The organism is Microbulbifer sp. A4B17 (assembly GCF_003076275.1).
Lineage (GTDB): Bacteria > Pseudomonadota > Gammaproteobacteria > Pseudomonadales > Cellvibrionaceae > Microbulbifer.
Map to the genome: position 1 here is coordinate 2999281 of NZ_CP029064.1, position 15404 is coordinate 3014684.

General features: G+C 54.4%; 15 protein-coding genes. 2 read left to right on the forward strand and 13 right to left on the reverse strand.

What is annotated here, in order from left to right; translation table 11 throughout:
- Positions 1 to 62: 62 nt before the first annotated feature.
- From BTJ40_RS13325 to BTJ40_RS13375, 11 genes are all read right to left on the reverse strand, one after another.
- The gene (locus tag BTJ40_RS13325) at positions 63 to 1088 is read right to left on the reverse strand and encodes a DNA polymerase III subunit delta' (protein WP_238152003.1); all 1026 of its coding nucleotides are present in this window, start codon (positions 1086 to 1088) and stop codon (positions 63 to 65) included.
- A 48-nt stretch (positions 1089 to 1136) separates the two neighbouring features.
- Positions 1137 to 1757, reverse strand: a complete 621-nt coding sequence (gene tmk / locus BTJ40_RS13330; RefSeq protein WP_108733559.1) for a dTMP kinase — start codon at positions 1755 to 1757, stop codon at positions 1137 to 1139.
- The gene (gene mltG / locus BTJ40_RS13335) at positions 1757 to 2821 is read right to left on the reverse strand and encodes an endolytic transglycosylase MltG (RefSeq protein WP_108735267.1); all 1065 of its coding nucleotides are present in this window, start codon (positions 2819 to 2821) and stop codon (positions 1757 to 1759) included. The genes tmk and mltG overlap by 1 nt, the downstream gene beginning before the upstream one ends.
- Positions 2818 to 3588 (reverse strand): aminotransferase class IV, encoded by a 771-nt coding sequence (locus BTJ40_RS13340; protein WP_108733560.1) that lies wholly within the window; start codon positions 3586 to 3588, stop codon positions 2818 to 2820. The genes mltG and BTJ40_RS13340 overlap by 4 nt, the downstream gene beginning before the upstream one ends.
- A gap of 45 nt (positions 3589 to 3633) precedes the next feature.
- Positions 3634 to 4875, reverse strand: coding sequence for a beta-ketoacyl-ACP synthase II (gene fabF, locus BTJ40_RS13345; RefSeq protein WP_202862806.1), 1242 nt, complete (start codon positions 4873 to 4875; stop codon positions 3634 to 3636).
- 191 nt (positions 4876 to 5066) lie between these two features.
- Positions 5067 to 5303: an acyl carrier protein gene (gene acpP / locus BTJ40_RS13350; protein ID WP_020415205.1), complete on the reverse strand. Its 237-nt coding sequence runs from the start codon at positions 5301 to 5303 to the stop codon at positions 5067 to 5069.
- Between the two features lie 226 nt (positions 5304 to 5529).
- Positions 5530 to 6285, reverse strand: coding sequence for a 3-oxoacyl-ACP reductase FabG (gene fabG, locus BTJ40_RS13355; RefSeq protein WP_202862807.1), 756 nt, complete (start codon positions 6283 to 6285; stop codon positions 5530 to 5532).
- A gap of 44 nt (positions 6286 to 6329) precedes the next feature.
- On the reverse strand, positions 6330 to 7274 hold the full coding sequence (gene fabD / locus BTJ40_RS13360; RefSeq protein ID WP_108733562.1) for an ACP S-malonyltransferase: 945 nt from the start codon (positions 7272 to 7274) through the stop codon (positions 6330 to 6332).
- A gap of 51 nt (positions 7275 to 7325) precedes the next feature.
- Positions 7326 to 8384, reverse strand: coding sequence for a phosphate acyltransferase PlsX (gene plsX / locus BTJ40_RS13365; RefSeq protein ID WP_108733563.1), 1059 nt, complete (start codon positions 8382 to 8384; stop codon positions 7326 to 7328).
- A 3-nt stretch (positions 8385 to 8387) separates the two neighbouring features.
- Complete coding sequence (gene rpmF / locus BTJ40_RS13370) at positions 8388 to 8582, reverse strand: 50S ribosomal protein L32 (protein ID WP_108733564.1); 195 nt, start codon at positions 8580 to 8582, stop codon at positions 8388 to 8390.
- Between the two features lie 73 nt (positions 8583 to 8655).
- A complete protein-coding gene (locus BTJ40_RS13375; RefSeq protein ID WP_108733565.1) occupies positions 8656 to 9198 on the reverse strand; it encodes a YceD family protein in 543 nt (180 codons plus the stop codon).
- Between the two features lie 106 nt (positions 9199 to 9304).
- Here BTJ40_RS13375 and BTJ40_RS13380 point away from each other — a divergent pair, with 106 nt between their 5' ends.
- Positions 9305 to 9946: a nucleoside triphosphate pyrophosphatase gene (locus BTJ40_RS13380; RefSeq protein WP_108733566.1), complete on the forward strand. Its 642-nt coding sequence runs from the start codon at positions 9305 to 9307 to the stop codon at positions 9944 to 9946.
- Here BTJ40_RS13380 and BTJ40_RS13385 read toward each other — a convergent pair.
- On the reverse strand, positions 9900 to 10541 hold the full coding sequence (locus BTJ40_RS13385; protein ID WP_108733567.1) for an HAD-IA family hydrolase: 642 nt from the start codon (positions 10539 to 10541) through the stop codon (positions 9900 to 9902). The genes BTJ40_RS13380 and BTJ40_RS13385 overlap by 47 nt on opposite strands.
- A gap of 14 nt (positions 10542 to 10555) precedes the next feature.
- Positions 10556 to 11551, reverse strand: a complete 996-nt coding sequence (rluC, locus tag BTJ40_RS13390; protein WP_238152004.1) for a 23S rRNA pseudouridine(955/2504/2580) synthase RluC — start codon at positions 11549 to 11551, stop codon at positions 10556 to 10558.
- 776 nt (positions 11552 to 12327) lie between these two features.
- On the opposite strand from rluC, the gene rne reads away from it, so the two are divergent.
- Complete coding sequence (rne, locus tag BTJ40_RS13395; RefSeq protein WP_108733569.1) at positions 12328 to 15297, forward strand: ribonuclease E; 2970 nt, start codon at positions 12328 to 12330, stop codon at positions 15295 to 15297.
- The last annotated feature ends 107 nt before the right edge of the window (positions 15298 to 15404 follow it).

Here is a 15404-nt window from a genome sequence, read left to right on the forward strand (position 1 = left end):
ATCTAAGCCCGCAGCCTGTGTCCAGGCAGCGCCAATGGCCCCACCCCATTTGTGCAGGACACCTAAGCAAAAAGCTTTGCCCAGCGGATGAATAATTCTTCAAGCAGCAAGCGACGGTTTGGGTTGGCTGTGCCCAGCAATCCCTTGCGTGCCTGGAGTAAATGATCGTAGAAGGCAAAAACCGGCTGCAGGCTTTGCTCTCCCAACCCCGGCAACCTCTGCAACAGACTCATTAACTGGGCATCTCCACTGAGATCGCAACTGCGTATCTGCACCATCTGGGTCAGCCAGTGCTGCCAGAAAAGCAGCAGTTGGACCAACTCAACCCCCTCGGCTGGTGCTTCCCAACGGCCCGCCGTAGAGACGGCGCTCGCCGTGCCCTGAGCTACAGCATCGAGATCTTTTAAAAACTGCTCGCGTACTTCCCTCGGCTTGGGCTCAGCCAGTTCAGCAGCCAATAATGGTGCCCCACCGGCCAGGGTTAAGACTCTCTGTGCCAGCGGCTCTTCCAGCCCATTGCTGTATAACCACTGTAGCGCGATCTCTTCAGTTGGAGGTGGAAAAGCAATGGATTGACAACGACTTCTAATCGTTGGCAGAAGACCCATGGGGGCATCGGTGATCAGCACAAAGATAACGGAAGCTGCAGGCTCTTCAAGGTTTTTCAACAAAGCATTGGCTGCATTGATATTCATCGCCTCCGCAGGCGACAAACAAACCAGGCGCGCCCCGCCCCGCCCACTGGTACGGGAAACGAAGTTGCCCAGTTGGCGGATTTGCTCCACTTTCAAAGGTCCACCGGGCTTTTCAGGTTCAACTTGTAGGAAATCAGGATGCGAGCCAGCCATCCACAACCGACAATCCTTACACTCTCCACAAGCCTGACCTGCCCTCGGTTGTTCACATAGGGCCAACGCAGTAAAAGCAGCCGCGAATTGTCGCTTCCCCAACCCCTCCGGGCCGGTCAGCAGTAAAGCGTGCGGGCAGCGGCCCGCCTGCAACTGCAAAACCAATCTCTGCCATTGCTCGAAGTGCCAGGGTAAAGGTACCGGTATCGATTTATACTCAAAAGTTTCAGGCACAGACATCAGCCACAAGTCTTATCATTTGAAAATAGATTCTGGGGGCAAGATAGCTTAAAGCAACAGCTCCAATTGCCTGGCTAGGTCCACCTGCACCTTCTCCAGAGATTGGCTGGCATCAACAATTGCATAACGGGCAGGTGCCGCTTCAGCTCGCTCGCGATATGCCGCGCGCACCCGCTGGAAGAACGCCAAATGCTCACTCTCAAAACGATCTGCTTCCCCGGTGCGTGCGGCTCGCTGCAGCCCCACTTCCGGGTCGAGATCCAAAAGGAGTACTTTATCTGGGCGCAAATCCCCTTGAACTGTCTGCTCCAACTGCTCGATTAACTGTCGATCCAGTTTGCGACCGCCACCTTGATAGGCATAGGTAGCATCGGTGAAGCGATCACAGATTACCCAATCCCCACGTTTTAACGCGGGTAGTATAACCTGAGACAGATGTTGTGCGCGGGCGGCAAACACCATCAATAATTCTGCCGTGGGGTCAACCGATTCATCCCGTTTTGCCAGTAACAGCTCGCGCAGCTGTTCAGCCAACGGGGTGCCACCCGGCTCCCGGGTTTGGATAAACTTTATATTGTGCTTTTTGAGCCACTCGGTAATGAAGAGTAAGTTGGTGGATTTCCCCACTCCCTCTACACCCTCGAGGGTAATGAACTTGCCGTGCGACACTAATCCTTTCCTTTTGCCGGACTCGAGCGGTAATCCGCTCGTCTTTTCAGCTGATACTCCCGCACCGCACGGTTGTGCTCTGTCAGAGTCGCTGAAAAATGATGGGACCCATCTCCTTTACCGACAAAATACAAACTTTTACCGGGCTTCGGATTTAAAGCGGCCCGAATTGCCGCTCGCCCAGGCAGGGCAATCGGCGTGGGAGGAAGGCCATTGATAACATAGGTGTTATAAGGTGTTGGCTGGCGCAGATGGGTTCGGGTCAAATTTCCATCAAATTCCTCACCCAGACCATAAATAACAGTGGGGTCTGTCTGCAAGCGCATGCCTTTGTTGAGCCTGCGCACAAAAACACCCGCTATTTCACTGCGCTCGGAAGGCTGCCCAGTCTCTTTTTCGATAATCGAAGCCATGATTAAAGCTTCATAGGGAGACTTATAGGGAAGATCATCCCCTTTTGACCGCCACTCCTCATCCAAAACTTTCTGCATCCGGTCATAGGCCTGGCGCAGCAACTCAATATCTGTGGTGCCGGAACGGTAAACGTAGGTGTCTGGGAAAATCCATCCCTCAGCCTCATCTTCCTTTAAGCCCAGGGCCCGGGCAGCGGCACTGACATCACTACCCGCCTCGGACTGAACAATACTTTCGCCGGAGCGGATTTGTTGCAGGGCCTGGCGGAAAGTCCAGCCTTCCAACAGGGTAACCCGGTAGCGAGTGACCTCGCCGCGATTCAGGCGCGCAATCAGATCCCGGGCATTACTGCCAAAGGGAACCAGGTACTCGCCGGAATGAATTTCTGTTGTGCCTTCCCAATAGGCGTAGGCGAGAAGTATCTGCGGCCACTGGATAACGCCCTCTCCCTGGAGGCTTCGCAGCGTCCGGGACAGGCTTCCGCCCTTCTCCACCTGAAGCTTAAGCCCCTCTTGAGCAATTGGCAGAGGAGATTCCAGGGCTTCCTTTGCCACGTACAGAGATGCAACTGCAACCAGGCTGGCCAATACCAGCCCGCTAAAAAACAGCTTCAATACCCTCCAAGCGAAACTCGCTTGCTTTTTCTTCACCACAATTTATCCAATATCAGCTTCTGCAGCCTGCGGGTCTCTGAGCCCACAGACCAATTCTTGTAACCGATTACCTCTACCACTGGTAATACACCCCGAACACTGTTGCAGAGGGCCAGTTCATCGGCCTCACAGAGTTCCGTAAGATCCATATCCCGCTCTTTCCAGTGGATTTGACCCAAAAGCCATTGCCGCATCACACCGTGGACACCGCAACGGTGGAGGGCTGGGGTCACCCACTCCCTACCGTATCTGGCCAGGATATTACAGCGCAGACTTTCGATTACCCTTCCCGCAGAGTCCAGCATCAATCCATCGAGAAATTGCCCCACTGGCAGCTCCGCTTTCGCCGTATTATATCGATTGCGGAGTAAAGTTTTGCTGCCCTGGTTCGAATTACCGCCTATGGGCAGGCTCGTAGAACAGGGAAACAGCCTGACTCCCAGCTGCCACTCAGAACCCATATCCAGTGGCCGAAGTGTCAGATCCCAGAATTTTCGCCCGCTCACAATACCCATGCGCAGGCGGGCAATCGCCTCAGGCCAGCGGCAACCAGCTGCCAATTTTAGTGTCGATTGCTCGATATCGCCCAGGCAAGCCTTATCCAGCATACCGGAACGCTCCAGGCGAGCTCGGTGTAAAGACCAAAGCGGCAGACTTTTGTTGTGACAGCGCATTGTTTCGAGGATTCCATCCGCGTAATCAGCGTCATCTGGCAACTGATCAACGGCCAGCCCCCGAGCGTACATTTGAGGCAACGGGCCCATGGAATCCTCGGCGTAGATACGCCCACCATAGGGTGGGCACAGGGGTCAGACCCGTTTGAAAATCAGCGATCCGTTGGTTCCACCGAATCCAAAGGAGTTGGAAAGGACTGCATTAATCGCCATTGGCTGGGCCTCTTGGGGCACCAGGTTGATACCGGCACAGGCCTCATCCGGGGAGAAGAGATTGATGGTGGGGGGCGCAACCTGGTCGCGCAGCGCCATTACCGAGAACACAGCCTCAATCGCTCCAGCAGCTCCCAGCAGGTGGCCAGTCATCGACTTGGTGGAGCTCACGGCAAGAGAGTCTGTCGTTCCCTCAAACACTTTTTTAACCGCCAGAATCTCAGCCTTATCCCCCAGTACCGTCGAGGTACCGTGAGCATTGATATATTGGATATCACTGGGGTTCATGCCGGAATCTTTCAGAGCATTCTCCATTGAGAGAGCAGCACCAGCACCATCTTCCGGCGGGGAAGTCATATGGTAAGCATCACCACTCATGCCAAAGCCGGCAACTTCTGCATAAATCTTGGCTCCGCGAGCTTTTGCACTTTCGTACTCTTCCAAAACGAGTACTGCAGAACCCTCGCCCAATACAAAGCCATCGCGGTCCTTATCCCAGGGACGACTGGCAGATTGCGGATCATCATTGCGGGTAGACAGTGCCCTGGCTGCACAGAAGCCACCAAGCCCTACCGGGGTGGTAACCATTTCCGCACCGCCACACACCATCACATCGGCATCACCATACTGAATTGCACGGACACCCAGGCCAATCGCGTGAGTTCCCGTGGTGCAGGCTGTTGTGACTGCAAGGTTGGGGCCCTTGAAGCCATATTTAATGGACAGGTTGCCCGCAACCATATTAATAATCGCTCCAGGCACAAAGAAAGGTGATACACGGCGAGGACCCTTCTCTGCGATCAACAGAGCATTATCTTCAATTGCCAGGATGCCACCCATACCGGAGCCGATACAAGTGCCCACACGGGGGCCCATTTCTTCAGTCACTTCCAGGCCGCTGTCTTGCATTGCCTGCATACCGGCAACCAGCCCGTACTGCAAAAAAGTGTCCATCTTGCGCGCTTCTTTTGCGGGCATATATGGTGTGGGATCAAAACCTTTTACAGTAGCGGCGAAGCGGGTTGAAAAAGCCGAGACATCAAATGTATCAATCGGAGCAGCGCCATTAGCTCCCTGTAGTACCCCAGACCAAGTATCCTCTAGGATGTTACCTAACGGGCTAACGGCTCCCATTCCGGTTACAACAACTCTTCTGTGCGACACTGCGCTCCCCCCCTGAAATTTTCTGCTACCGTCCATCACCAATGTAGTTAAAAGAACAACATCCGGTTAGCAGTCACAATTCCTTAGTACCAATAAAAAGAAAGCCGCGCTATGAAACATAGGACGGCTTTCAGAATCGCTCAGCTACGTACAGCATACGGGCTGTCCGTGCCTAAACTACCCAGCAGGAATTAACCAAGGTTGTCCTTGATGTAATCCATTGCCAGCTGAACAGTAGTGATTTTTTCAGCTTCTTCATCGGGAATTTCAGTCTCGAATTCCTCTTCCAAAGCCATTACCAGCTCAACTGTGTCGAGTGAGTCAGCGCCCAGATCTTCAACAAAAGAGGCTTCAGGTTTAACATCTTCTTCCTTAACGCCCAGTTGTTCAGCAACGATCTTTTTTACGCGCTCTTCAATGCTGCTCATGATTCAATTTAACTCCTAGTGGGTAAAAATCTGTTTTAGTCGCTATTGTTTTTTCACCGTATCCAATGTTGTTGGTGATAACGACCGGCTCACACAGCTTTTGGATAATTCAGAGGCCATTGTACCCCAAGTTTTTCGGGATGTAATGTGCGGCCCCTCAACACCATCAGCCAAAACATAAATATCTCTAAAATCAATAAGTTAAAGAGACATTTTGGAACACAAACTACGCCATGTACATACCGCCGTTGACATGAATCGTCTCACCGGTGACATAGCCTCCCGCATCGCTCGCCAGGAAGGAAACCACCGAAGCAATTTCCTCAGGCTTTCCGAGTCTAGCGAGAGGAATCTTACCCAGAAGCAACTCACGTTGCGCTTCAGGCAAGACTTTTGTCATATCAGTATCAATAAAGCCGGGAGCTACAGTATTTACTGTGATTCCACGGGAGCCGACCTCTGAAGCCAGGGAGCGGGCAAACCCTGCCACACCTGCTTTGGTCGCCGCATAGTTGCTCTGACCGGCATTACCCATACTGCCAACGACGGAGCTGATATTGATAATCCGCCCCCATCGCGCCTTGGTCATATCGCGCAGGCAAGCCTTACTCATGCGATAGACCGCTGTCAAATTCGTATTGACGACTGAATCCCACTCGTCGTCCTTCATGCGCATCAACAAGTTGTCCTTGGTGATGCCAGCATTATTAACCAAGATTGCAGGAGCACCAAACTCATTTTTCACCGCAGCATGAAGCTCGGAAATACTTTCAGCACTGGTTACATCCAAAACTTTGCCAGCGCCTGCAATGCCGGCCTCAGCGAAGCGGGCACTAATTTTTTCAGCGCCGGATTCACTGGTGGCAGTACCAACAACTGTGGCACCCATTCCACCGAGCATATCTGCAATTGCCGCACCAATACCGCGGCTTGCACCAGTCACCAAGGCAACTTTACCCTCAAGGGAAATGTGTAGGGTCATTCTCACTTATCCTTATTCAACTACTGGACTACTTTTTGAGCGGCTTATACCGCTGTAGCTCGCAGAGCTTCATTAAAGTTACTGGGACTATCGATTGCGTGACAGGAAACACTCCGATCAACACGCTTAATCAGGCCAGATAAAACTTTGCCCGGGCCACACTCAACCATTTGCTCAACACCAGTGCCAATGATTTTTTGCGCACAGGCAGTCCAGCGAACCGGGCGATATATCTGCTCGATCATCAGGGCCTTAATTTTTTCTGGTGCAGACTCAATCTCTGCGTGGACATTGTGCACTATAGGTATTTCTGGCGCGTTAAATTCTGTCGCCTCAATTTGGGGGGTCAATTTTTCCGCTGCCGGACGCATCAGCTCGGTGTGGAATGGCGCACTCACAGGAAGAGGCATAGCCTTCTTTGCGCCAGCTGCTTTACAGGCCTCAATAGCGCGCTGTACTGCCGCACTACTGCCGGCGATAACAATCTGGCCGGGAGAGTTGTAGTTAACTGCAGCAACTACTTCACCTTCAGCAGAAGCAGCACAAGCCTCTTCAACATCTTTATCATCGAGGCCGATAATCGCCGCCATAGCGCCCTCCCCTACGGGGACTGCCTCCTGCATCAAGCGGCCGCGCTCGCGAACCAGATGAACGGCATCTTTAAATGCCAGAACACCAGAACATACCAATGCAGACCACTCGCCCAGGCTGTGACCAGCCATAAATGCCGGCTGGGCACCACCACGGGAGCGCCATAGACGATAAAGGGCAACACTGGAGGTCAGTAAGAGAGGCTGGGTGCGCTGGGTGAGATTAATTGCTTCCTGCTCGCCATTTTGGCACAGGTCCCAGAGGTCGTAGCCGAGCACGTCAGAAGCTTCGGCAAAGGTCGCTTGAATCTCAGACGCCTCTTGGGCAATCTCAGAGAGCATACCTATTTTCTGGGAGCCCTGCCCCGGAAAGACAAATGCGAGTGCGGCATTGGTCATAAGATATCCTTAACCTAAATGTGGCTGATTTCAGTAAGGGAGAACGGCTTCTTAGCCTTCATCCATGGAGCGTCTCTCGCCGGATTGTGCCATAGCAGCATCGACCCTGGCGGCCAGGTCAGCATCGGCACACTCCTTCGCCGTAACCATCGCCCGATAAAAAGCTTCACTACTGGCACCGCCGTGACTCTTGATCACGTTGCCCTTCACCCCTACAAAGCTGGCGCCATTATAGCGGGCGGGCTCCACCTGTGTACGCCATTTTCGCAACAGCTTTATGGCCAATTGGCCAAAAAAACGCTTAAAACACCCTCTTTTCTCGATTGTGAACGCTTTTTGACCCATTAGTCGAATAACACCCTCGGCAGATTTCATCGCGACATTACCCATTAAGCCATCGCAAACAACCACATCTACCGAACCTGTAAAAATATCATGCCCCTCAACAAAGCCAACGTAATTTACTCCAGGGTCCGCTTCGAGCAGCTCTGCCGCTCGGCGTATTTCAGCACTACCTTTGTGCGCTTCCGCCCCAATGTTGAGCAGCGCTACCTTGATATCCTTCACCCCCTTTCGGGCAGTGTGGATGCGCTGGGCTTCAATTCCCATACGGGCAAATTGGAGCAAATCCTCAGCACTGCAGTCCACGTTGGCGCCGAGGTCCAAAAGATAGCAAGAACCCGTACCGGAGGGCACAGACTTACCCAGCGCCGGCTTTCTGACACCTTGGATATTGCCAAGAATACTGCGACTCAACGCCAGTAAGGCGCCGGTATTTCCGGAGGTCACTGCAGCCTGCACATTTCCCGCCGCAACACTCTTCAACGCCATTGCCATAGTTGAGTCTCGCTTGTGGCGAACAGCCTGCAGCGGATTACACTCTTGAGTGATGACTTGCTCGCAATGGACAATTTCGAGACGACGGGTAACGCGGCGGCGATGGCGCTGCAGCTCTTGATGAACCAGAGTTTGAAGCTCTGCGCGCGGGCCAAATAGCTTTAGCTGCGCTTCAGGGAAGTTTTGAAGAAATCTAATACAGGCCGGAACGACAGAGCGGGGACCTAAGTCCCCGCCCATTGCATCCACGGCCAATCGCAATTGGCTGGACAAAGCTTACTCTTCTTCAGAGCCGCCGCTAACTTCGATCACTTTGCGACCACGGTAGAAACCGTCTTTGGTCACATGGTGACGACGGTGCTTTTCACCGGTAGTCGGATCGACGGAAAGGGTAGCACCTGCGCCCAGCGCATCGTGGGAACGGCGCATACCGCGACGGGAACGAGTCTTCTTGTTTTGTTGAACAGCCATTGCTAGCTCCTAAAATAAACAAATTTCGCTGGAACCGGGGCGCCTACCGGCGAGCCCAAACTCATCGGAAAATCTAGGATTTACCCGACGAACCCTTCAACTGCTCCAGCACTTTAAAGGGGTTTGCCTGTTGCTCATCCGCTTCGGCGACCTCGCCACCAAAATGAAAGCTCTCCTTGGAGACACATTCTTCCTGGTGATAAGCCACCATTGGCAAATTGAGCAAAATTTCATCTTCAAGGATCTGGTGCAAGTCCAGCTCATCGCCGTCCTGGATCACCGGGTCCAGATCTTTGGGCAGGGCCTTACCCTGCTCCTCAGTCCACACGATACCCCAGCTAAACTGTGCCTCGATCTGCTCATGGACCGGTGACAAACAGCGCTGACACAAGAGGTCAACCGCAAGTTGAACCTTGCCGCTCACCGTTTGGTGGCCTTGCAAGTCTCGCTCAAACTGCAATTCAGCAGAAATCTCTCCGTGGACAGACTCAACTGCGCTACCAACCCGAGGCAAGGACTCCAACGGCAAAACACCATCGAGCAACTGCTCTCGCTGCACCAATTTCCGAGCATCAATGCTCTTTGGCAATACTGATTTAGAGGGGGCTATCGACATAAGCGCGCAATTCTATGGACTCACCTTAGCCTTGTCAAAACAAATCAGGCATTGCAGTATCGCCCGGTCACAAACCACTATTCGACCCAGCGGAAAATCCACCAGAATGCCCCACCCCCTGATACTAGCCTCCAGCTCTCCTTACCGCAGAGCCCTACTACAACAGCTTGGCATCCCCTTTCAGCAGGATTCGCCCCATATAGATGAAGCACCAGAGACAGGAGAAGCGCCAGCCGCACTCGCCCTGCGCCTCGCCGCAGAGAAAGCGCGCGCCCTGGCAGACCGCCACCCGAAATCACTGATTATCGGCTCAGATCAAGTCGCCTCTTGTGACGGTCAAATACTCGGCAAGCCAGGCAACAGGGAGCGCGCCATCGCCCAGCTGCAAGCCTGCAACGGCAAAAAAGTGATATTCCACACCGGCTTGAGCCTGCTGAATAGCGCAAATGGAGAGCAGCTGAGCGATACCGAAACCTTCACTGTCCACTTTCGCCACTTGAGCACAGCGCAAATTGAACGATATGTAGAGCTGGAACAACCCTACGATTGCGCCGGCTCTTTTAAGGTGGAAGGGCTCGGTATCGCCCTGTTTGAGAGGCTTGAAGGAGCAGATATTAACACCCTGGTTGGGCTGCCACTAATCCGCCTTACCGATATGCTGAATCAATTTGGCGTAGACCCACTGGGCCCGCACAAGCCACTTAAAGGAGTGGCGGCCAGCGGAGCAGCTCGGAGAAACGATCGATAACAACCTTGGGACCACAACCCTGCAACCGGGTTGAGCAATGAGCACCATAACTCACCCCGATAGAGGGCATACCGATCGCCGCCGCCATTTCCAAGTCGTATACGGTATCCCCTACCATTACCGCCTGCTCCGGATCGGTTCCAGTCTCATGCAGCAGCTCATTCAGCATCAGCGGGTCAGGCTTAGAAGCGGTCTCATCCGCACAACGACTTGCGACAAACAAGTGACCGAGGCCATGCTCCTCAAACTCCCGATTGAGCCCCTGCCGACTCTTCCCGGTCGCTACCGCCAACTGATGGCCACCGCACAGCAGCTGGTCCAGGGTATCCAGAACTCCCTCAAATAAAGGCAGGGGTTCAACTCGGGCTGCCATCCACTCATCAAAGTAAAGCTCGCGTAACGTGAGCCTTTCTTCACTGGCAGCCTCTGGAAACAGAGAGGATATCGCTTCCGGCAGACCAAGCCCGATGATGTTGCTAACCGCTTCCGGGGCAAGCACCGGCAAGCCGGCTCTACCTGCCGCCCGCAACATACAATCAACGATACGCGCCTCAGAATTACAAACCGTCCCATCCCAATCGAGGATTACCAACATAACAAACGAACGCCCTACTCTTCCCTTAATCTATTCAGCACTGCGCTCAGCTCCGCAGGAAGTGGAGCCTCCACCTCAACCTTGGAGCCATCTGGCAAAGAGCAGCGCACTGAAGCCGAGTGTAAAAAGAGACGCTTCAGGCCGCGATCACGAAATTCTCGATTGACTTCGTCCGAGGTGTACTTGCTGTCGCCCGCCAGAGGACAACCAACAAACTGTGCATGAACTCGAATTTGGTGTGTTCGCCCGGTAACTGGCTCTGCGGAAAGCAGAGTCGCCGCCTTAAATCTCTCAATCAACTTAAAGCGAGTCTCCGAAGGCTTACCCTCAGGGTGCACCGACACCATTCTCTCGCCGCTTTTCAAAGTGTTCTTGCGCAAAGGCGCCTCAACAGCGCGGCGGCCTCGGGGCCACTTGCCCACCACCAACGCCTGATACGACTTACCGATCTTTCCCGACCGCAACTCTGACTGAACATGCTGCAATACCGCGCGCTTGCGGGCCACCATGATGGCTCCACTAGTATCCCGGTCCAGGCGGTGCACCAACTCAATAAACGGGCTTTGCGGAAACATCTGGCGCAAAACTTCAATCAGACCCAATCTGACACCGCTGCCACCATGGACCGCAAGACCCGACGGTTTATTGATCACCATTAACCCATGCTTGTCGTAAAGTATGGACTCTTGGATCAATTGGCGCAGAGATTCACCAGCCAGAGGGGCCTCAGCCTGCTCGGCAACACGAATTGGCGGCACTCGCACCACATCGCCCGCCTTTAACTTGTATTCAGCCTTTATTCGTCCTTTATTTACTCTTACCTCACCCTTGCGCAGGATTCGGTATATACGTGAGCGCGGCACACCCTTGAGGCGCGCCTGGAGGAAATTGTCGATCCTCTGTCCCGCCAGCTCTTCAGGCACAGTCAAAAACTGTACGCCGCCAGATGGATTAGAGGTCTTTGATGGGGGCTCAGCCGGAGCCTTTTTAGGGGGGGGTATACTTCGCATGACGCGCATCATAGCGTTGCCAGGGATACAATTGAAGCACCTCCCTGCCCATGCTATATTCGGTCGGCCTGAATTCGGCATGTTTTCGGTCACTGGCGACTTCCCACATGAAGAGACAGCCGTGGCTTTGGAGAAAACATCCCCATTCAGCAGGTGCGCGGGGATGCCGCGTCATTGATAAAACTTAGCCCTTGAGATGTCCCCCAACTACTAGAACCTGAGGGGAGCTCACTGGCAACAACAGCCCGCGGTTACGCGGGTAATTATCGCGAAGGTAAGACGGGCCGTGACCCGCAGCGCTTGAAAGGACGACTCAAACTTGCGTCCGGTTTTGCAGAATACGACAAGCCAGCAACCGAACTGGTAACCAGGGCAGCACAGCTTCCGCAAGCCTGGTGAAAAATTAAGAAGAGTGGGTATCAGCCAAAAGCTGAACTGCAGAACAACTGACGCAAACCTTGCCGCCCAGTATGAAACAAACCAAGGGGCGGCGCCCAACCCTGCTGCAGAAGCCTGCAGCACAGGTACAGGGCAGTACTAACAAAAGGTATTAAAGGTACCAACGGATAGCACGATAGCAGCGCGTATCCGGAGTTTTTGCAGAGCGAACATCAGGTGGACATCAGTCTCGACAAGCCGCATAGATCCATGGCGCGGTAGAGCTGACGCACCTTATTTCCCTGCCCTGCCTGGTGGTCCTCTCCACCGGGCAGCCAACAAGCAAGCCTGTGAGTGGCGGTGTCACACCTTTGCGCAACGCAAGGAAAACGACACGCATGAAAAGAATGCTAATTAACGCAACCCAACCCGAAGAGTTGCGTGTTGCCCTGGTCGACGGCCAGTGGCTCTATGATTTGGATATTGAGAACAGGACCCGCCAACAGAAAAAAGCGAACATATACAAAGGTAAAATTACCCGAGTAGAGCCCTCCCTTGAGGCTGCATTCGTCGACTATGGCGAAGAACGCCACGGATTCCTCCCCCTGAAAGAGATCTCTCGCGAGTACTTCCTCAAGCAGCCCAAAGACATCGAAGGTCGCATCAAGATTAAAGATGTTGTCAAAGAGGGCATGGAAGTTATTGTCCAGGTGGACAAGGAAGAGCGCGGCAACAAAGGCGCCGCCCTGACTACTTTTGTCAGCCTCGCCGGCCGCTATCTGGTGCTGATGCCAAACAATCCCCGTGCAGGTGGCATCTCCCGCCGCATTGAAGGTGATGAGCGCTCAGAACTCCGCGACGCTCTCTCCAGCGTAGAAGTCCCCTCCGGCATGGGCATCATAGTGCGCACCGCCGGCGTTGGCCGCAGCGGTGACGAACTGCAGTGGGACCTGAACTACCTGTTACAGCTTTGGAATGCCATCAAAGAGGAAGCGGACACCTCCAAAGCACCACACTTCCTGTTCCAGGAAAGTAACGTCATTATTCGCGCTATTCGCGACTACATGCGCGACGATATTGGCGAAGTTATTGTCGATGACAAAGGCGCCTACGAACTGGCCGCAGAATTTGCCCGCCAGGTAATGCCCCACTACGCCAACAAGGTGAAGTACTACGAAGACGCCATCCCGCTATTCAATCGCTATCAGATCGAAAGCCAAATCGAGACAGCGTTTGAGCGCGAAGTAAAACTGCCTTCCGGCGGCTCCATCGTTATTGATGTGACCGAGGCCTTAGTATCTATTGATATCAACTCCTCCCGCGCAACCAAGGGCGGCGATATCGAGGAGACTGCGCGCAATATCAACCTGGAAGCGGCCGACGAGATCGCTCGCCAGCTGCGCCTGCGAGATATGGGCGGGCTGGTTGTTATCGACTTTATCGATATGCAGAACAAGTCCAACCAGCGCGAAGTCGAAAAGCGTATGGAGAAGGCTCTCAGCATGGACCGCGCCCGCGTTCAGGTTGGCCGCATCTCCCGCTTCGGCTTGCTGGAAATGTCCCGCCAGCGCCTGCGCCCATCCCTGGGTGAAACCACCTTCCGCGTCTGCCCCCGCTGTAGTGGCCAGGGCACTATTCGCGGCACCAAATCTCTCGCCCTCTCCATTCTTCGCCTGGTAGAAGAGGAGGCGAAAAAAGAACGCAGCGCCGAGATCCGCGCAATCACCCCTGTGAATGTCGCAACCTACCTGTTGAATGAGAAGCGCAAAACGATCTCCCAAATCGAATCCCGCAACTCCACTCGAGTGGTAGTTGTGCCCAGCGCCGAGATGGAAACTCCGCACTTCGAAGTTCAGCGACTGCGTGACGACGACACTGCCACCCTGGAAACCTCCTATAAGATTTCTGGCACTGCCGAAGAGACCCTAGCCAAGAAAGAGGAAAAGCCACAGCGTTCAGCACCAGCACAAGCGGCCGTCCAGCAGATCAGCCACACGGCTCCAGCGCCCACCCCGGAGAAAAAAGAAGAGCCTGGACTCTTCAGCCGACTGATCAGCGCTATTGCCTCTTTCTTCACCGCGGAAGAGGAAGAGCCGAAGAAGCATCAAAAGTCCAAGGGGCGTGGCAAGGATTACCAGCAGCGCAACCGCAATCGCAACCAGCGCGGAAACCGCAGCAACCGCAGCGGCCGCCAAACTCGCCGTAAGGATGATCGCCGCGAAGATAATAAGCGCGACGACCAGCGCGAAGATAAGCGCAGCGCCAAGCTGGATGAACACGACAGCGCCTCCGAGCGCCAGGGTGAAGGCCAGCGTCGCCGTCGCCGTCGCCGCAACGACAACCGCCGTAAGGACGACAATCGCACCCAAGCCGTTGAAACCGCCCCAGGTACCGCTGACACTGGCGAGCTGGCGAGCGATGCCTCCGAACAACAGCGCCCAGCCCGCCGCCCAAGCAACGTGCGCGGTCGCCCGCAAGCGCGTCGTCGCGGCGGCCGCCGCAGTGAAAATACCGCAGCAACTGCGGTGGCTCACAGCCAGGAAGAGCTGAACCGCGAAGTTCACGAAGCTATCGACGAAGCCGAAAGCGAAGCGCGCAAAACCAAGGAAGTCGCCAAGGAAACTCGTACAGAGACACCTAAATCCAAGGCGAAAGAATCTCAAAAAGCCCAGAGAACTCCCAAGCAGGCAGCTCAACCCGCCATTACCATGCCGGTTCGAACTGCCAGTGAAGGGAAACCTGAAGCACAAGAGACTGCCAAGGCTGCAGCACAGCCGCAAAGCGTTCAGCAGGAAACCAAGCCTGTCACTGCCAAGCAACCAGCGACTCAGCCCGCAGAGCCCAAAACAACCCAGGCAGAAGAAGCAGCCGCACCCGTCTCCGAGCCGGTCGAGGTTGTAAAGCAAGCGCCTGTACAGGAAGACACAGAAGCTGAAGAGGCGGCAACCTCAAAAGCTGAAATTACTCCTGCCGAGCCAGAAATAGAAGCCGCAGAGGAAATCGTTCTTGAGGAAGCCCAGGCTGCAGCAGAAGCTTTGCAAGAGCAGGCTGACACCAGCGAACCGGAGGTCCAGGAAGAAATTGTTGCCGCTGAGCTGGCAGCTTCCGAAAAGGAACCGACTGCGACCAACCAGGGGCGCGCAGGCAACGACCCGCGCATCAATCCCAAACCGCTGGGTGAGTTCTCAATTGTTACTGAGCGCCGTGAAGTAGGCCCCCAACAGCCTCTGGATACTGCACAACCGGCTGCAATTGAACATAACCCCCGCGCCCTGACCCGCCCGGCCAATGACCCGCGCATCAGTCGCAAGGCCGTTGGAATTGGCGCCGCTACAGATATTGATCGCAACTCCGCAGAAGCGAGCTAAGCGATTCCTGCCACGCCGCCCCGGCCAGCAACCGGGGCGGCGCAATCAACCTGACGTCAAGCCTGGCGCTGGTCAATAAATCACCTAACTTATTGAACTATATAAAA